We start from the raw sequence: 16,658 nt of genomic DNA on the forward strand, positions 1-16,658 counted from the left end.
GGGAAGCGTCAGTGGCGCTTGGCCTGCACCAGGTAAGCGTCGATCTCGGTCTCGCCGAGCCACTTGGCTGCTTCCAGCCGATGCAGGCCTTCGACGAGGATATGGCGCTTGCCGTCATGGCGGACCTGGATCGGCGTCTTCATGCCATTCTCCAGCATGTCCTCTGCCAGATGCCGAACCGTCTCCGGATGCAGCGTCTTCTTGCGCGCTGTCGGCACATAGATATCGTCGACCTTGACCTTCTGGACTCTGAGCATGCCTATCCCCGTGGCGGAAAACGCCGCACCCCTGAGATAGTCCGTTTGCTGGAGCCGGCCAAGGGCGCGGCTAACGAATACAGGCCACATAGCCGGTTTGCCTGTCGTCGCGCATTTCGATATTGCGTGTCCGCAATCGCGGACGGCACGATCCGGCATGGCCACGGAGCAATCCCCATGAGCAAATCTCTCGTTACCTTCGTCGGCGTTGCTCATCCCTGGATGTGCGATGTGATGGGGCACATGAATGTGCGTCACTACGCGGCGATGTTCGACGATGCCAGCTTCCAGCTTCTCGGCCATGTCGCCGGGCAGGACGGCAACCAGCCATCGCAAACCGGATGGGCCGATGTGCGCACCGAGATCGACTATCGGCATGAAACGAAGGCCGGCTCGCTCATCACCATCCGTTCGCATGTCGTCAAGATCGGCCGTACGTCCGTCACCTTCGAACAGGTGATGTCGGGATCGCTCGACGGCATTGTCCATGCCTCGAGCCGGACGACCTGCGTGCGCTTCGATCTTATGGCGCGTGCCTCGGTGGCGCTGGACGAGCCGATGCGGAGCCGCGCGGCGGCCTTCCTGATTGAGCAGCCAGAAGTTTCGGCCGGTCAGCCGTTGTAGATGCGGTCCTCGATCGGCGTTTCGGCGATCAGCGCCTGAACTCCTGACAGCAGCGCCTTCTCGGCGCGATTCATCGCCTTGTCGGGATTGACCAGCAGGAAGATGTCGATAGCGGGTGGCGCGTCGTAGGGCGGCAGCCGCCACAGCGTCCCGTCGGCCACGTCGCGCCGCGCGACATGCAACGGCAGCGGACCGATGCCGAGCCCGGCGACGATCATGCGCCGTACCTCCTCCAGGCTGGAGGACACGCCGACGACATCGGCGTTCAGCCGGGCCTCGCTGCGCAGCAGCGCGACCGGCCGAAGCGCGTCCGAAATATGGTCGGTCTGGAACGATACGGAGGGCTCGCCCCGCAGGTCCGCCAGCGTCAGTCCGGTTTGCCCGTAGAGCCTGTGCTGCGGACCGCAGAAGAAGCCGAAGAACTCGCGATACACCATTGCGTATTCCAGCGCCGGATCGCGCTGACTGACCAGGCAGATGCCGAAGGAGGCGCGGCGCTCCCTCACCTGCTTGGCCACTTCGGTGCTTGCCGCGACCGAGATGGTGATGCTGGCGCGCGGGTAGTTGCGGTGAAACTCCGAAAGCGCCTGGTCGAACAGCGGCGAAACGACATGGCTGGCGGTGGCGATCATGACGTGGCCGGTGACGTCGTCGCTTATGCCCCGCATCAGCAGCGGCAGCTGCGATATGGTGCCGAACACCTCGACGCTCTGCTCATAGAGGAGCCGCCCGACCTCGGTGAGTTCGAAGCGTGTCGCATCGCGCTCTACCAGCCGCCGTCCAACCCGGTCTTCCAGCCGCCGTAGCGCATTGCTGACGCTCGGCTGCTTGAGGTTCAGCCGCTCGGCGGCGCGCGTGATGCTCTTCACCTCGGCGATGACAACGAATGTCCGCAGAAGGTTCCAGTCCAGATCCCAGACCAGCCGTTCGGGGCGAGGCAAAGCCATTCCTGATATCTATGCTCCCTATTCCCATTATCTATTTGCGCAATGCATGCGCAAAGGCAATCATTGAAGTCAGGAAAGCGTCCCCGCGCCTCCCAAGAACAAGACTTCGCGCTCCATCCAGAGGACAAGGACACCAGATGAACAGAGTATTTTCCGGCATCGCGCTTGCGGCACTGCTGCTTGCGTCGACCTTCACGACAGCGTCGGCCAGGGCCGACGACCTTGAGAAGATCAAGGCGGCGGGCGAACTGAAGATTTCCATGAGCGGGCAGTATCCGCCGTTCAACTTCGTCAACGACCAGAATGAGGTCGTCGGCTTCGACGCGGATATCGGCAAGGCCATCGCCGAGCGCATCGGCGTCAAGGGCACCATTATCACCACGGCGTGGGACGGCATCATCGCCGGGTTGCTTGCCAACAAGTACGACACCGTCGTCGGCTCGATGACGATTACGCCAGAGCGCGAGAAGGTGGTCGATTTCGTCGGCCCGTACTACCACGCTGGCCGCGCCGTTTTCGTGAACGAGGATTCTAAGGTGCAGAGCCTCGACGATCTCAAGGGCAAGACCCTTGGCGTGACGCTGGGCGAGACGCATGAGAAATGGGCCCGCGAACAGGGTGGATGGGACATCCGCACCTACAAGGGCCTGCCGGAGCTTCTGCTCGAATTGAAGGCCGGTCGCGTCGACGCCATCGTCGTCGACAACATTCCGGTCATGGTCGCCGTCAAGGAGACGGGCGAGAAGGTTCGCAAGCTCGACACGCCGAACATCGAAGGCGGCAGCGTCGCCATCGGCATCGCCATCCGCAAGGACAACCCGCAGCTGAAGGCCGCCATGCAGAAGGCGCTCGACGACATGATGGCTGACGGCACCTACAAGAAGATCTCCACGCAGTGGGTCGGCAGCGACATCCGCTGACCCCTATGGGCTCCCGGCGGCCCCAAAGCCGCCCGGAGCACTCCTCTTGCTGGGCTATCCCATGGATTTCTCCTTGATGCAGCGCGTCTTCCCGTTCTTCGTGGAAGCCGCGTTGGTGACGATCGAGATCACAGTGCTGGCCCTGATCCTGGGCCTGGCAGCCGCGGCACTGGCCGCGGCCGCCAAGATGTCGAGGTCCGCGATCCTGCGGGCTATCGGCACCCTCTATGTCAGCCTGTTTCGCGGCACGCCCTGCCTGATCCAGCTCTTCGTGCTCTATTTCGGCGGCCCGCAAATCGGCATCAATCTGGATCCGTTCGCGGCAGGCGTCATCGGCCTCGGCCTCAACATCGGCGCCTATATGGCGGAATCGATCCGCGGCGCGCTGGTCGCGGTCGACAGAGGCCAGACCGAAGCCGCGCGCACAATCGGCTTCAGCCGTTTGCAGACGTTGCGCAAGGTCGTGCTGCCGCAGGCCGCGCGGCTGATGATACGGCCGCTCGGCGTCAATACGGTCGCTCTGTTGAAGGGATCAGCACTGGTGTCGACAATTTCGGTCGTGGAACTCACCTACACGGCCCAACGCTTTATCGGCTCCACCTATAAGCCGTTCGAGATCTTCGGCGTTGCCGCCCTGCTCTACATGATCATGGTCTACGCCGTCGCCCGCATCGTCGATTTGCTCGACAAGCGCTTTGCAATCGTCTGATCGGAGAGCGCGATGCAAGGTCTCGATTTCACCGTCGTCGCGCCCTACTGGGACCTCTTGCTGACTGGTGCCTGGTGGACTGCGCTGCTCACGGTCTCGGCAGGAGCGCTCAGCTTCGTCTTCGGTATTCTGTTCGCGGTCACAGTGCTCTACGCGCCGTTGATCGTCTCCTATCCCGTGCGTGTCTTCATGTGGGTTTTCATGGGCACGCCGCTATTGCTGCAGCTCTTCCTGATCTATTTCGGCCTGGTGCAGATAGGCATCGATATTCCCGCCCTTGCCGCCGGCATCGTCGGGCTTGGCCTGCATTTTGCCGTCTACAATGCAGACGTCATCCGCGCCGGCATCGTCGCCGTCGATGTCGGCCAGACAGAAGGCGCACGCAGCATCGGCTTCGGCAAATGGCGGACGCTGCGCTACGTCGTGATACCGCAGGCTATCCGCAACACGGCCCCGCCGATCGGAAGCAACCTGATCGCGCTACTGAAAGAATCCTCCATCGTCTCGGTCATCGGCATCGCCGAGCTGGTTCATTCGGCCCAGCAGGCGATCAGCGAAACGTTCCGGCCGTTCGAATTCTACATCACGGCGGCGGCGCTCTACTATATTCTCAACCTCGTGCTCGAAGCAGGTCTGCGTCGGTTCGAACGGAACGTGGAGGTTTCCCGATGAGCTTGCGCCAGCCAATGGTCGAGGTTCGCGGCGCGCGCAAATCGTTCGGCGCCGTTGAAGTCCTCAAAGGCATTGACCTGTCGGTCGAACGTGGGCAGATCGTGGCGATCATCGGGCCGAGCGGCTCCGGCAAGAGCACGCTGCTGCGGTCCATCAACCATCTGGAATCGCTCAACGGCGGCGAAGTCTGGCTTGACGGCGTGCAGGTCAACCAGCCGCTTCATGGCCAGGCTTTCGAACGGCACATCAACAAGGTGCGCCAGCAGATGGGCATGGTGTTTCAGCACTTCAACCTGTTCCCGCATCTGACCGTGATCGAGAACATCACGATGGGGCCAGTGATCCTGAAAGGCATGCCGAAAGCCGAAGCCCGTGCGCTGGCGCTTGCTCTCTTGTCCAAGGTCGGGCTCGCCGACAAGATCGACGCCTATCCCTCGCGGCTTTCGGGCGGACAGAAGCAGCGTGTGGCGATTGCCCGCGCGCTGGCGATGCAGCCCAAGGTGATGCTGTTCGACGAAGCCACCTCGGCGCTCGATCCCGAACTCGTCGACGAAGTCAACGCGGTGATGAAACAGCTTGCCGCCGAACACATGACCATGCTCATCGTAACGCATGAGATGCGCTTTGCCGGCGAAGTGGCGGACAGAGTGCTGTTCATGGACGGCGGCGTGGTGGTGGAAGAAGGCCCGCCGGCCGACATCTTCCGCGCGCCGCAGAAAGAACGCACCCGCACCTTCCTCAAGAAATACCTTTCCGCCTGAGTACGATGATGACCAGATTGATCACGGAATTTCCCGATTTCGGACTGACGCCGGAGCAGCGCCGGCACGCGGTACGCGGCCACTATTATGAATGGCCGGGCATGGATGGCGAGCGCGGCGAGATCTGGTGCTATAGCGACCGCTTTTCCTATCGCGCTGGCGAAACGGTGGCGTTGCATGTCAGTTCAACGGCACCGGCATTCAGCATGACGATCACCCGGGACGGCGGCAGCGAAACCAGGGTGTTCGAGAAATCGGGCATCGCGGCGCGCTGGCAGGACACGCCCGACCAGTGCTCGGCCGAGGGTTGCGGCTGGGAAGCTTCGTTCGAATTTCCCGTCGGGAGCGATTGGCCCTCCGGCGCCTACCGGGTGACGCTGACCGCCGATGGCCGCGACGGCAAGCCGATCCAATGCCACCATATTTTCATCGTCGCTCCCTTGCCCGGCAAGAAACCCGGCCGTGTGCTGCAAGTGGCGGCGACGGGAACCTGGCTTGCCTACAACACCTGGGGCGGCTCCAACCACTACCAGGGCATTACCGGGCCGGATCGCAACCAGTATTCGCCCATCGTGTCGACGCAACGCCCGTGGTGCCGTGGCTTCGTCGTGCTGCCGAAAGACGCACCGCGCGTGCCGCTGGAAGTCGCCGTGCCGCCGAAGACGATACCGCGCTATCCGCATATGGAGTGGGCGCTCGCCACCGGTCATTCGAAGAAATACGCCTCGTCGGGCTGGGCCAGCTACGACAGCCACTTCTTCCGCTTCGCCGAACGGGCTGGCTATGCCGTCGATCTCGTCAGCCAGCACGATCTGCATTTCTCGCCTGATATTCTCGACGGCTACGACTGCGCGGCTTTCGTTGGTCACGACGAATACTGGACATGGGAGATGCGTGATGCCGTCGACCATTATGTCGAACGCGGCGGCCATGCGGCGCGCTTTGCCGGCAATTTCATGTGGCAGACGCGGCTGGAGGACGAGGGCCGTCGGCAGGTCTGCTTCAAATACCGCGCCCGAGCCGAGGACCCAGCCTATCTCCAAGGCGGCGACGTCACCCGCGCCACCAATTCCTGGGAGGCGCCGGAAATCGGCCGGCCGGGTTCGGCGACCTTCGGGCTCAACGCGACGCGTGGCGTCTACACCGGCTGGGGCGGCTGTGCGCCGCGCGGCGTGCGCGGCTTTCCGGTCTACAGGCCGGAGCATTGGGCCTTCGCGGGCACCGGCATCTATTATGGCGACCTGCTCGGCTCCGACAGCCATGTCTATGGCTATGAGGTTGACGGGCTCGACTTCGAGATACGCGGCGGCCTGCCCTACCCCACCGCCACCAGCGGTGCCCCGGATGGCCTGCAGGTTCTCGCCGTCGGCATGGCCAGCCAGGTGGAGGAAAGCGCCGATATCCCGATCGAGGACCAGTTCCTCACCGACGAGGATGGCCGCTTCACCGCCGAAACGCTGTTCGGCGAGGCGAGCGACGCCAATTTGGAAAAAGTCAAACGCGGCAATGGCATGATCGTCAATTTCCCGCGCGGCAAGGGCGAGGTGTTCCACGCCGGAAGCTGCGAATGGGTGGCCGGCCTGCTAAGACAAGACCCGATGGTCGAACGCGTCACCCAGAATGTCCTCGATCGTTACCTCAGAAAGTCCTGACATGTCTAAAGCCCTTCCTCAGACCGCCGCTGCCAACACTGACGCCCGGCCACCTTCGCATCTGTTCTACCTGTCTAGCCTGCGCCGGCCGCTGATCGATCGCGCCGAAGGCATCTATATGTGGACGCAGGACGGCCGCCGCTTCATCGACGGCTCGAGCGGCCCGATGGTCGCCAATATCGGCCATTCCAACCGCAACGTGCTCGACGCGATGAAACGGCAGATGGATCGTGCCACCTTCGCCTATCGGCTGCATTTCGAAAACGAGCCGGCGGAGGCGTTGGCGCGGGAACTGGCCGGCAAGCTGCCGGAAGGCATGGACCGTATCTTCTTCGTTTCGGGTGGCTCGGAAGCGACGGAGTCCTGCATCAAGCTGGCGCGGCAGTGGGCGGTCGCCACCGGCCAGGCAAGCCGCTGGAAAGTGATCACGCGCTTCCCCTCCTATCATGGCGGCACCTTGGGTTCGCTCTCCATTACCGGCGACGATGCGCTGGCCGAGACCTTCACGCCGATGATGCGGGTGATGCCGACCGTGCCGGCGCCGACCGCTTGGCGTGACCGCGACAATCTTTCGATGGAACAGCGCGGCATCCGCTATGCCGACATGCTGGAGGAGAAGATCCTGGCCGAGGGTCCAGACAGCGTGGTTGCCTTCATCATGGAACCGATCGGCGGTGCGGCCACCGCGGCGCTGGTGGCGCCGGACAGCTACTATCCGCGCATTCGTGAGATCTGCGACCGCTACGGCATCCTGCTGATCCACGACGAAGTGATGTGCGGCGCCGGCCGCACCGGAAAATTCCTCGGCGGCGATCACTGGAACTGCAAACCCGACATAGTCGCACTGTCGAAGGGGCTGGGCTCGGGCTACGCGCCGCTTGGCGCGCTCGCCGCACCGATGCGGCTGGTGCAGCCGCTGCTCGCCTCGGGCGGATTCCAGCACGGCCACACCTATGCCGGCAACCCGCTGGCCTGTGCCGCCGGGCTTGCCGTGCTCGGCGAAATGGATCGGCTCGACCTAATCGCCAATGCGGCTGCCATGGGCGACGTGCTGATGGACGGGCTGAAGGGGCTGGCGAAGCGGTTTCCGTTCATCGCCGACGTGCGCGGCAAGGGCCTTCTCACGGGCGCAGAGATGGTTGCCGATCCCGAGACCTTGAGACCGATCGACCAGAACAAGAAAGCCACGCAGCGGCTGCTCGACCTCGCCTATGAGCGCGGACTGATCATCTACGGCCGCAGGGTCAAGGGCGGCGTCGACGGCGACAATTTCATGGTCGCGCCGCCGATGATCGTCACCAGGGAGCAGGTTGGCGAGATCGTCTCCATTATCGGAGACTCGCTGGAAGTTCTGGCCGCCGAACTCGACCTGCCGGTCGCAGGCCAGGGGTAAGAAATGGCGCCACGTAAAGTCATCATCACCTGCGCCGTTACCGGATCGGTGCACACGCCGTCGATGTCGCCCTATCTGCCGGTGACGCCGGACCAGATCGCCACCGAGGCCATCGCCGCCGCCGAAGCCGGTGCCTCCATCCTGCATCTTCATGCCCGCGACCCCAAGGATGGGCGGCCGACCGCCGATCCGGACGTGTTCATGCAGTTCCTGCCGCGCATCAAGCAGGCAACCGACGCGGTGATCAACATCACCACCGGCGGCTCCTCGCTGATGACATTGGACCAGCGGCTGGCGGCGCCGCTTCGGGCCGAACCCGAAATGTGCTCACTCAACATGGGCTCGATGAACTTCGCGCTGTTTCCTATGCTCGACAAGCCAAGGGAGTGGCAGCACGAGTGGGAGCCGAAGCTGCTGGAAGCCACGCGAGACACCATCTTCAAGAACACGTTCGCCGACATGGAAGGCGTTCTCGAGAGGCTGGGCAAGGGCTGCGGCACACGCTTCGAATTCGAGTGCTACGATGTCGGCCACCTCTATTCGCTGGCGCATTTCCGCGACCGGGGGCTGGTGACGGGACCGCTGTTCATCCAGTTCGTGCTGGGCATTCTGGGCGGCATCGGCGCCGATCCGGACAATCTCGTCCACATGAAGCGGATCGCCGACAAACTGTTCGGCGACAGCTACCAGTTCTCGGTGCTGGCCGCCGGCCGCAATCAGATGCCGCTGATCTCGATTGCCGCGGCAATGGGCGGCAATGTCCGTGTCGGGCTGGAGGACAGTCTCTATGACGGCCGCCAGTTGGCGAAATCCAATGCCGATCAGGTGCGCCGCATCCGTGGCATTCTCGATGGTCTGTCGCTGGAGGTTGCCACGCCCACCGAAGCGCGCGACATGCTGGCTCTCAAGGGTGGCGACCGGGTGGCGTTCTGAGATACGATCGTGATCAAACCAACATCCAATGACGTCCTCATCCGCCCCGGCCGGATCGACGATGTCGAAACGATCCACGCGGCGATCCTGAAACTCGGCACGCACATCGGCGCGCCCGAGGAAATCATCTCGACAGCGGACGATCTCAGAACCTACGGCTTTGGTGAAAAACCGGCCTTCTCGACACTGATTGCCGAAGTCGGCGGCGAATTCGCTGGCCTGTGCCTCTATTTCCCGATCTTTTCGACCTGGATGGGGCGGCCTGGCGTCTATGTGCAGGACCTCTATGTCGAGGACCGGTTTCGCGGCCGCAAGATCGGCGAGCGCCTGCTGCGGCGCGTCGCGGCGCAGTGCCGAGAGGAAGGCGGCGTTTATCTCCGACTGTCCGTCGACAGCGACAATGAGGGCGCCAAGGCCTTTTACGAAAGGCTGGGCATCGCCTGGTCGAGCTATGAGCAGACGCAGAAGATCGTCGGCAAGGCCTTTTTTGCCTTCGCCGACGCGCCGGAGAATGGGGAGCAGGAATGAAAGCCTTCTATGCGGAGGAGCAAAAGCGCCATGACCCCAAGGCGTTCCTTTCGAGCGGTGCCGCGCAGCCCAATCCCGAAAAACCGGAGCGGGTCGAAAGATTGTTAGCCGGTGCAAAATCCGCCGGCTGCACGATCGAGCGGCCGCGCAATCACGGGCTCGGTCCGGTCGCGGCGGTGCACACGCCGGAGTATCTCGATTTCCTCGAACACATCTATACGCGCTGGCAGCGCATCGAGGGCGCGTCGGCGGAAGTGATCCCCAACATCCATCCGATCGCGCGCAGTGGCTCCTACCCGGCCTCGGCAGTCGGCCAGGCCGGCTACCACATGGCCGACACCGCCTGCCCTGTCTCGGGAGAAACCTGGCAAAGCGCGCTGTGGAGCGCCTGGAGCGCGGTCGAAGCCGCTGAAGCCGTGATGGCAGGCGCACCGGCCGCCTATGCGCTGTGTCGCCCGCCAGGCCACCATGCGTTTGCCGATGTCGCCGGCGGCTTCTGCTTCATCAACAATTCGGCGGTTGCGGCCCAGGTTCTGCGCAAGACGGCATCGCGCGTGGCGATCCTCGATGTCGACCTGCATCACGGCAATGGCACGCAAGGCATCTTTTATGCACGGCCGGATGTGCTCACCGTCTCGCTGCATGCCGACCCGGTGCGTTTCTATCCATTCTTCTGGGGCCACGCCGACGAACGCGGCGAAGGGCCGGGCCTCGGCTACAATTTCAACCTGCCTCTGCCGCGCAAATCCGCCGACGCCGCGTTTCTCGGGGCGCTTGAGGTTGCGTTCCAGCGCATCCGTGCCTTCTCGCCAGACGCGCTGGTGGTGGCGCTCGGTCTCGACGCGTTCGAGGGTGACCCGTTCGGCGGGCTTTCCGTAACCACGCCAGGCTTCTCGCGCATCGGCGAGGCCATCGCCAAGCTCGGCCTGCCGACGGTCATCGTGCAGGAAGGTGGCTATCTCTGCGACGAACTCGGTGACAATCTCACCGCATTCCTCACCGGCTTCGGCGACAAGGCGCGGTGAAGATGCAAGCCGGCCTCAGGGGCGCTGCTGCCTGAGCATGGCGATCACCCGGTGCACGCTCTCCAATGTCTGGTCGATTTCGTCGGATGTGTTGTAGTGGGCGATGCCTATGCGCACGACGCCATGCTCGGCCGGGATGCCGAGCTGGTGGACGATCTCCCACGCGTAGTTATGGCCGGACCACAGGAAGATGTTTTCGGCGTTCATCTGGCGAACGATCGTCTCCGGCACGATGCCATCGACGGTGAAGGAAACGGTCGGTACGCGATCACTGACCCGCTTCGGATCGGTAATGCCATGGATGGTCAGGCCTGAAATATCGGACAGGCCATCGATCAGACTTTGCGCCAGCGGGTTCTCGTAGGCAATCGACACTGCGAACGCCCTGGCAATCTTCTGCCTTCGCGATCCCTTCTCGCCTGCCGCCGCGCCCAGCGTGGCAAAGTAGTCGACCGCAGCCGTGAGGCCGGCCATCAGTTCGATCTGCGGTGTTCCGAGTTCGAAACGCTCGGGCAGGCCGTTCGACGAGCAGCGGCATTTGTAGGGCTTCAGACCATCGATGATGTCACGCCGGCCCCACAAAATGCCCATGTGCGGACCGAAGAATTTGTAGGCCGAGCAGATCAGGAAATCGCAGCCGAGGTCCTGCACATCGATCAGGCCATGCGGCGCGAACTGCACCGCATCGACATAGACCAGAGCGCCTGCCTGTTTTGCGATCGCGGTCAGCGCCTTCACGCGATTGATCGAGCCGGTCAGGTTGCTGGCATAATTCAAAGCGACCAGCCGCGTCTTCTGCGACAGCAGCCCGGCCAGCGCCGCCTCCTCGACCTGCCAGCTCCTTTCGTCGAAAGGCAGCCAGCGCACGACGAGACCAAGGTCCTCGGCAAGTTGCAGCCAGGGCGACACATTGCCCTCATGGTCCATGCGGGTGAGGATGATCTCGGCGCCCGGCTTCATCGTCCGGCCGAGCGTACGCGACATGTGGTAGGTCAGCGTCGTCATGTTGGCGCCGATGATGATTTCCTCGGGGCTCACCGCACCGAGGAAATCGGCCATCGCCTGATGCGCCTCGTCGACGACGGCTTGAGCGGCGATCGTCGTTTCGAAATAGCCGCCGAGATTGGCATTGGTGGTGAGCAGGCAGCGCGACACCGCATCGGCCACCGCCTGTGGCACCTGCGTGCCGGCGGGGTTGTCGAGGTAGATGCGCCGCCGTCCTTTGTCGTTCAGGGAGAGAGCGGGAAATTTTCCACGCACTGCCTCGATAGGAAAGTCCACCATTGTCTCCACCCCTTTGTTACTCCTCTTCAATTCCGCACTCTGGTCCGATCAGGGACAGGGATTGCCGACCCGCTGGTGAATGGAATCCACCGCCTTCTGCATCTCTTCGGTCCAGGCGACGTCCACGGAAGACAGCGCCATGTCGAGCTGCTCGACACTGGTGGCCCCGACAATGTTCGACGTGACGAAGGGCCTGCTCGACACATAGGCATTGGCAAACAGCGCCGGTTCCAGACCAAAGGAGCGCGCCAGTTCGTTGTACTCAAGCTGTGCCTCGGCGGCATTCGGCGTCTCGTAGCGCTGGCCGCGGTTGAACAGCTGCGAACGCGAGCCCTGCGGGCGCGCGCCATGGTCGTATTTGCCGGTCAGGTAGCCCTGCGCCAGCGGCGAATAGGCGAGCAAGGACACCCGTTCGCGCTCGCAGACTTCGGCGAGGTTCACCTCGAAGGTGCGGTTGACGAGATTGTAGGCGTTTTGGATCGACGCGACGCGCGGACCGATCCCTTTGTCGGCCTCGGCAAGAAACCGCATCACGCCCCAGGAGCTCTCGTTCGACAGGCCGAAATGACGGATTTTTCCCGCCTTCACCAATTCATCGAAGACGGCAAGCGTCTCGGCGATCGGCGTTTCGTTGGTCGGGGCGCCGTCGGCATCGGCGCGCCGAGCCACCGCCCCGACACGCGTCGGATTGGCGCCCCAGGGAATATCCCGTTCCGGCCAGTGGATCTGGTAGAGGTCAAGATAGTCGGTGCCGAGCTTGGCCAGCGACTTGTCGATGGCATCAAAAATATCCGCACGCACCAATTGCGAGGGTCGGTCGCCACGAAACCAGCTGTTGGCCGTGCGGCCGACGACCTTGGAGGCAAGGATCACCTTGTCGCGATTGCCCTTGGCCTTCATCCAGCTGCCGATGATCGTTTCCGTTCGCCCTTGCGTCTCCGCCTTGGGCGGGATCGGGTAGAGTTCGGCGGTGTCGATGAAGTTGACGCCGCGCGAGAAGGCGAGGTCCATCTGGGCGTGGCCTTCGGCCTCGGTGTTCTGCTGGCCCCAGGTCATCGAACCCAGGCATATCTGGGTAACAAGGAGATCGGTCCGACCGAGACGGCGTTTGTGCATGGAATTCTGCTCCGGAGGGAAGGCTGGCGCGGCTGCGCGGGGAGGAAGCCGCACCTTACAGGAAAGCAGAGGCGCTCTCCAAGCCTTGGCAAGCCGACTTTTGCGTGAACCGAAGCGTTTAGCGGCGAGTGCCGGCCAGCGCGCGGCGCTTGGCCTCGTCGATCAGCATGTTGGCCACCTGCATCCGGATCATGGCGCGCTGGCGCAGATGCGGAGCGACACGATCGGGGTGGTTGGCGAAGGCAAAGCTGCGGCGCATGCGGCCGAAATCGGCGAGCTGTTTCGGCTGATCAAGGCCGAGTTCGACGGCGATCGATTCCGGATCGATCGGCGGCAATTTTTCCTCGGGCTTTGATTCTTCGCCTGCGAGAGCCAGCTTGGCGTGGTCGAGCAAGGCGGCGAATTCCGTCGCCAGATCAGCGCCAGCCTCGCGATATTCGGTGGTAAAGCCGCTGCCCGACACCTTGATGCGGCCGGAATGGAGCTCGTCGGCAACGGAGAGATAATCGAACGGGATCGACGGACGAGCGCCGGCCTCGTCGCCCTCAATCGCGTCGCTCTTGTCGGAGGCGACGAAGAGGTCGTCGAGCAACGAAGCGAAATCCCGCTTGGCGGTGGTAGCGATGTCAGCCTCCCTCTAGCCCGACCATGCGAGCTTCAGAGCATAGAACCGGCTCGTTAAAAATGCATGCCATCGATGTTGACGAATTTAGCCGTCCCCAGACCGCTGCTCGGGCAGTTGTCGTCCTCTAACAAAAAGCCGGACTGCATTTTCATGCAGTCCGGAATTCGCCAGGAGTGGCGAGGAAAAGCCGGCCATGTGCCAGCGTTCAAGCCTACGGTCCGTGCCGGGCAAAAGTTTCACTCGGTCGCCAAATACGGCCGAAAAAAATCACCAGCACATGGCAGGCATGCAAATGCTGCACTGCACAATTGTCACGATTCATCTATATTGGCAGCCGTGGAGGACCAATCAGGAGCCTGAATCATGGGTTTCTTCACTGAAATGTTCGCCCGGCCGCGGCCGCAGGAACATCTTAGGTATCGCGCGGCACTTGCGTTGCTTCATTCGATGAGCAATGCGGACCGTGCCGACATCGGCATCAAACCCGCCGATTTTCCGCGCATCGCACGCGAAATGTCCATTCGCTAGACGCTTGCCAGGGGTTTCCCGGCTGTTGCCGGGAAACCCCTCGACGGCCCGCAATCGTCAGCGCGTTCCCAGGAATGTCGCCTTGCCCAGCGGTACGCCATTGTGGCGAAGGATGTCGTAAGCGGTGGTGAGGTGGAAATAGAAGTTGGGCATGGCCACATGCAGCAGATACTGCATGCCAGCCATCGAGGTTTCGCGTCCGCCAAGCTTCAGTTCGATCACTTTGTTATCGGAGCCGTCGATGTCGGCGGCCGAAAAAGTCGCCAGATGCGCGATCGTCTTGGCGATCCTCGCCTCCAGATCGGCGAAGCTCGCTTCATTGTCCTCGTATTTCGGCACTTCGCGGCCGGCCAACCGCGACGGTGCCCCCTTGGCATGGTCGGTGGCGATCTGCACCTGCCTGGTCAGGGCGAACATGTCGGGCGCCAGCCGCGCCGTCAGAAACACCTGTGGGTCGATCTTGCGGTCAAGCGCATTCTGTTCGGCTGCCGCCAGCACGTGGGAAAGCGCTTTCAGTCTTGCCGAAAACACTGGCACGGAGGCCTCGTACATCGATATCGTCACGTCAAATCTCCTGTCCGGTCGGAACGCCGGAGGACAGGACCTAGCGCCTTCATGCACGATTCTTCAAGCGTCCTGACACCGCGTCACCACGCTGCCGCAATCGCCATAGTAGAATCTCCCTATCGAGCGGAGATTCCCGATGAGACGCGCCCTTTTCGCAGCGACTGCCTTTCTCTCCCTTGCCACCATCGGCCCAAAAGCCCTCGCCGCCGAAGATACTACCGAAGCACCCTATGTGGACGATCGGTCGAGCGCCGACGCGGTCATCCGGTCGCTCTACAGCGCCATCAACCGGCATGAATTCGCTCGCGCCTGGGGTTATTTCGGAGAGACCAAGCCGGCGAAGGATTTCGACAGTTTCGTCAAGGGCTATGACGGCACCGACAAGGTCGAGGTCGAGACCGGCAGCGTCTCCGACGAAGGCGCGGCCGGCAGTATTTTCTACAACGTGCCTGTCGCCATCCGTGCCACGGACAAGACCGGCGGCGAAAAGGTCTTTGCCGGTTGCTACACGCTGCGCCAGGTGAATGCGCAGATACAGGCGGCGCCGCCCTTCGATCCGATCCACATCGAAAAAGGGGCGTTGAAACCCTCCACTGCCGATTTCGAGGCAGCTCTACCATCAAGCTGCGGCGACGGGCCGCCGCCACCGAAGAAGGACGCGGCGCTGGAGCAGGCCAAGAAGGCCTTTCTGGCGACCTATGGTGCCCAGTGCGACAAGAACCTTCTCGCCAACGAACCGGATACTTTCTCGATCAAGTACAAGGACAAGGATGCGGCTGCCAGCGACCCCGAAAAGGAAACGCGGCTTTTCCATTTCTCCTGTTCGGCCGCCGCCTACAATGAAAGCTCCATCTACTACGTAAGCGACGATGTATCCGGCGTAAGGCAGCTACAGTTCACCGAACCGGAGATGGATATCCGCTACGTGAACAACGACAGCGAAGGCAAGGTCGAATCCATGCATATCATCGGCTTCCAGACGACTGGCTGGGCGACCAACTCGGACTATGACCAGGATGCCCGCACGATCACTACCTTCAACAAATGGCGCGGCGTCGGAGATGCCTCGTCATCGGGCACCTATCTGTTCCGCAACGGCGATTTTTCGCTGGTCCAGTACGATGTCGACGCATCCTATGACGGCGAGGAGAACCCCCAGACGGTCGTCGACTACAACACCGCGCCCTGAAGGTCGCTTCCGGGCAGCGTTGGTCAGGGCGCCTTCGACAGCATCCAGTTCAATGTACCGCGCCAGTCGGTCATGCGGATCGGCGTGCCGTGCGTGCCCGTCTCGAAACGGACGAAGCGGGTTGGGTAGCTCTTTGTCTTGGCCAGTATCGAGCGAAAGAATGCTTCCTGGGTTGCCACGGGAAAAACCACGTCGTGGCTGCCCTGGCCGAAGAACACCGGTACGCGGCGCTTGAAGGCGGGACTGGCGAAAAAACTCTCGTCCCATAGCGAGCCGAGCAGCAGCAAGCCGTTGATACGGCCACCGGTTTCCTTGCGGGCGGCGAGCTTCCAGCATAGAGCGCCGCCCATCGAGCCGCAGGCGACGAAGATTTTCGCGCCCGGCGACTGATGGGCATAGTGATCGATCAGCGCCGCGACCTGCGCGGCGCCGGTATCGCCGAAATCCGGAAAGTCAGGTGACAGATAGAGGCCGCCATTTTCGGCCATCAGGTTCTTGAGGCGATTGAAATTGCCACCGAAGGTGAAGTCGTCGACGCCTTGCTTGCGGCTGCCGCCCTGCCCATGCAGATAAAGCACGATGATGCCGGCACCCTCGGTCTTGCCGACGGCAACATGTCTGACATCGCCGGCATCGGTTTTCAGCAGCAGATCCTGCTGCACCTTGCGCACGCCGGTGTCTGTGTATTGAGGGTGCACGCGGCGCTCGGGCACCTCGTCGCGCTGGTTGATGTCGCGCATCTCGCGATAGTCGATGACCGTGTAGGCGCCGTTGGTGTCGGACGAGAGCGTGGCCGGATAGGCGAAGAGATCGTCCTTGAAGGGTTTTAGCGACAGCGTCTGACCTTGGGTGGCCGACGACACCAATGCTGCCGCGGTTGCAAGGACACAGAAAAATTGGAACCGGAAAGACATGCCAGCAGGCATGC

19 protein-coding genes are annotated in these 16,658 nt (G+C 62.5%); 12 read left to right on the forward strand and 7 right to left on the reverse strand.

What is annotated here, in order from left to right; all coding sequences use genetic code 11:
• Positions 1–8 precede the first annotated feature (8 nt).
• The gene (locus AC56QP_RS02635) at positions 9–257 is read right to left on the reverse strand and encodes a ParB N-terminal domain-containing protein (protein ID WP_489861054.1); all 249 of its coding nucleotides are present in this window, start codon (positions 255–257) and stop codon (positions 9–11) included.
• Positions 258–434: 177 nt separating this feature from the next.
• Between AC56QP_RS02635 and AC56QP_RS02640 the strand changes: the two genes are divergently transcribed.
• Entirely contained in the window at positions 435–881 is a 447-nt protein-coding gene (locus AC56QP_RS02640; protein WP_489861053.1) for an acyl-CoA thioesterase, read from the forward strand.
• Here the strand turns inward: AC56QP_RS02640 and AC56QP_RS02645 are convergent.
• Positions 869–1,828: a LysR family transcriptional regulator gene (locus tag AC56QP_RS02645; RefSeq protein ID WP_489861052.1), complete on the reverse strand. Its 960-nt coding sequence runs from the start codon at positions 1,826–1,828 to the stop codon at positions 869–871. The genes AC56QP_RS02640 and AC56QP_RS02645 overlap by 13 nt on opposite strands.
• 137 nt (positions 1,829–1,965) lie before the next feature.
• Between AC56QP_RS02645 and AC56QP_RS02650 the strand changes: the two genes are divergently transcribed.
• The 9 genes from AC56QP_RS02650 (at position 1,966) to AC56QP_RS02690 (ending at position 10,421) form a co-directional block, all read left to right on the forward strand.
• The gene (locus tag AC56QP_RS02650; RefSeq protein WP_489861051.1) at positions 1,966–2,748 is read left to right on the forward strand and encodes an ABC transporter substrate-binding protein; all 783 of its coding nucleotides are present in this window, start codon (positions 1,966–1,968) and stop codon (positions 2,746–2,748) included.
• A 61-nt stretch (positions 2,749–2,809) separates the two neighbouring features.
• Complete coding sequence (locus AC56QP_RS02655; RefSeq protein WP_489863704.1) at positions 2,810–3,457, forward strand: amino acid ABC transporter permease; 648 nt, start codon at positions 2,810–2,812, stop codon at positions 3,455–3,457.
• Positions 3,458–3,469: 12 nt separating this feature from the next.
• Positions 3,470–4,129, forward strand: a complete 660-nt coding sequence (locus AC56QP_RS02660) for an amino acid ABC transporter permease (protein WP_489861050.1) — start codon at positions 3,470–3,472, stop codon at positions 4,127–4,129.
• A complete protein-coding gene (locus AC56QP_RS02665) occupies positions 4,126–4,890 on the forward strand; it encodes an amino acid ABC transporter ATP-binding protein (RefSeq protein ID WP_489861049.1) in 765 nt (254 codons plus the stop codon). The genes AC56QP_RS02660 and AC56QP_RS02665 overlap by 4 nt, the downstream gene beginning before the upstream one ends.
• A gap of 8 nt (positions 4,891–4,898) precedes the next feature.
• On the forward strand, positions 4,899–6,542 hold the full coding sequence (locus AC56QP_RS02670) for a N,N-dimethylformamidase beta subunit family domain-containing protein (RefSeq protein ID WP_489861048.1): 1,644 nt from the start codon (positions 4,899–4,901) through the stop codon (positions 6,540–6,542).
• A gap of 1 nt (position 6,543) precedes the next feature.
• Complete coding sequence (locus AC56QP_RS02675) at positions 6,544–7,935, forward strand: aminotransferase family protein (RefSeq protein WP_489861047.1); 1,392 nt, start codon at positions 6,544–6,546, stop codon at positions 7,933–7,935.
• A gap of 3 nt (positions 7,936–7,938) precedes the next feature.
• Positions 7,939–8,868 carry a 3,5-dioxohexanoate:acetyl-CoA acetone transferase gene (gene kce / locus AC56QP_RS02680; protein WP_489861046.1) on the forward strand — a complete coding sequence of 310 codons (930 nt, stop codon included), beginning with the start codon at positions 7,939–7,941 and terminating at the stop codon, positions 8,866–8,868.
• Positions 8,869–8,880: 12 nt separating this feature from the next.
• Positions 8,881–9,396 (forward strand): GNAT family N-acetyltransferase, encoded by a 516-nt coding sequence (locus AC56QP_RS02685; protein ID WP_489863703.1) that lies wholly within the window; start codon positions 8,881–8,883, stop codon positions 9,394–9,396.
• Complete coding sequence (locus AC56QP_RS02690) at positions 9,393–10,421, forward strand: histone deacetylase family protein (RefSeq protein WP_489861045.1); 1,029 nt, start codon at positions 9,393–9,395, stop codon at positions 10,419–10,421. Before AC56QP_RS02685 ends, AC56QP_RS02690 begins: the two co-directional genes overlap by 4 nt.
• Before the next feature lie 15 nt (positions 10,422–10,436).
• Here the strand turns inward: AC56QP_RS02690 and AC56QP_RS02695 are convergent, their stop codons facing one another.
• The 3 genes from AC56QP_RS02695 to AC56QP_RS02705 form a co-directional block, all read right to left on the reverse strand.
• Positions 10,437–11,705: a cysteine desulfurase-like protein gene (locus AC56QP_RS02695; RefSeq protein WP_489861044.1), complete on the reverse strand. Its 1,269-nt coding sequence runs from the start codon at positions 11,703–11,705 to the stop codon at positions 10,437–10,439.
• 48 nt (positions 11,706–11,753) lie between these two features.
• Positions 11,754–12,821 carry an aldo/keto reductase gene (locus AC56QP_RS02700; RefSeq protein ID WP_489861043.1) on the reverse strand — a complete coding sequence of 356 codons (1,068 nt, stop codon included), beginning with the start codon at positions 12,819–12,821 and terminating at the stop codon, positions 11,754–11,756.
• 118 nt (positions 12,822–12,939) lie between these two features.
• Positions 12,940–13,413, reverse strand: coding sequence for a hypothetical protein (locus AC56QP_RS02705; protein WP_489861042.1), 474 nt, complete (start codon positions 13,411–13,413; stop codon positions 12,940–12,942).
• Between the two features lie 396 nt (positions 13,414–13,809).
• Between AC56QP_RS02705 and AC56QP_RS02710 the strand changes: the two genes are divergently transcribed.
• Complete coding sequence (locus AC56QP_RS02710; protein WP_081294723.1) at positions 13,810–13,974, forward strand: hypothetical protein; 165 nt, start codon at positions 13,810–13,812, stop codon at positions 13,972–13,974.
• A 57-nt stretch (positions 13,975–14,031) separates the two neighbouring features.
• On the opposite strand, the gene AC56QP_RS02715 is transcribed toward AC56QP_RS02710, so the two are convergent.
• A complete protein-coding gene (locus AC56QP_RS02715; protein ID WP_489861041.1) occupies positions 14,032–14,538 on the reverse strand; it encodes a DUF1993 domain-containing protein in 507 nt (168 codons plus the stop codon).
• 139 nt (positions 14,539–14,677) lie between these two features.
• On the opposite strand from AC56QP_RS02715, the gene AC56QP_RS02720 reads away from it, so the two are divergent.
• The gene (locus AC56QP_RS02720; protein WP_489861040.1) at positions 14,678–15,730 is read left to right on the forward strand and encodes a DUF1176 domain-containing protein; all 1,053 of its coding nucleotides are present in this window, start codon (positions 14,678–14,680) and stop codon (positions 15,728–15,730) included.
• Positions 15,731–15,753: 23 nt separating this feature from the next.
• On the opposite strand, the gene AC56QP_RS02725 is transcribed toward AC56QP_RS02720, so the two are convergent.
• The gene (locus AC56QP_RS02725; RefSeq protein ID WP_489861039.1) at positions 15,754–16,644 is read right to left on the reverse strand and encodes an alpha/beta hydrolase; all 891 of its coding nucleotides are present in this window, start codon (positions 16,642–16,644) and stop codon (positions 15,754–15,756) included.
• Positions 16,645–16,658 lie beyond the last annotated feature (14 nt).

This window comes from Mesorhizobium sp. RCAM 05104 (assembly GCF_059683645.1).

Bases quoted from the DNA above. Each gene is read 5' to 3' on its own strand.
- AC56QP_RS02670 (WP_489861048.1), top strand. From the start codon at position 4,899: ATGACCAGATTGATCACGGAATTTCCCGATTTCGGACTGACGCCGGAG.
- AC56QP_RS02660 (WP_489861050.1), top strand. From the start codon at position 3,470: ATGCAAGGTCTCGATTTCACCGTCGTCGCGCCCTACTGGGACCTCTTG.
- AC56QP_RS02675 (WP_489861047.1), top strand. From the start codon at position 6,544: ATGTCTAAAGCCCTTCCTCAGACCGCCGCTGCCAACACTGACGCCCGG.
- AC56QP_RS02690 (WP_489861045.1), top strand. From the start codon at position 9,393: ATGAAAGCCTTCTATGCGGAGGAGCAAAAGCGCCATGACCCCAAGGCG.
- AC56QP_RS02640 (WP_489861053.1), top strand. From the start codon at position 435: ATGAGCAAATCTCTCGTTACCTTCGTCGGCGTTGCTCATCCCTGGATG.
- AC56QP_RS02645 (WP_489861052.1), bottom strand. From the start codon at position 1,828: ATGGCTTTGCCTCGCCCCGAACGGCTGGTCTGGGATCTGGACTGGAAC.
- AC56QP_RS02665 (WP_489861049.1), top strand. From the start codon at position 4,126: ATGAGCTTGCGCCAGCCAATGGTCGAGGTTCGCGGCGCGCGCAAATCG.
- AC56QP_RS02695 (WP_489861044.1), bottom strand. From the start codon at position 11,705: ATGGTGGACTTTCCTATCGAGGCAGTGCGTGGAAAATTTCCCGCTCTC.
- AC56QP_RS02650 (WP_489861051.1), top strand. From the start codon at position 1,966: ATGAACAGAGTATTTTCCGGCATCGCGCTTGCGGCACTGCTGCTTGCG.
- kce (WP_489861046.1), top strand. From the start codon at position 7,939: ATGGCGCCACGTAAAGTCATCATCACCTGCGCCGTTACCGGATCGGTG.
- AC56QP_RS02655 (WP_489863704.1), top strand. From the start codon at position 2,810: ATGGATTTCTCCTTGATGCAGCGCGTCTTCCCGTTCTTCGTGGAAGCC.
- AC56QP_RS02700 (WP_489861043.1), bottom strand. From the start codon at position 12,821: ATGCACAAACGCCGTCTCGGTCGGACCGATCTCCTTGTTACCCAGATA.
- AC56QP_RS02725 (WP_489861039.1), bottom strand. From the start codon at position 16,644: ATGTCTTTCCGGTTCCAATTTTTCTGTGTCCTTGCAACCGCGGCAGCA.
- AC56QP_RS02720 (WP_489861040.1), top strand. From the start codon at position 14,678: ATGAGACGCGCCCTTTTCGCAGCGACTGCCTTTCTCTCCCTTGCCACC.
- AC56QP_RS02710 (WP_081294723.1), top strand. From the start codon at position 13,810: ATGGGTTTCTTCACTGAAATGTTCGCCCGGCCGCGGCCGCAGGAACAT.
- AC56QP_RS02635 (WP_489861054.1), bottom strand. From the start codon at position 257: ATGCTCAGAGTCCAGAAGGTCAAGGTCGACGATATCTATGTGCCGACA.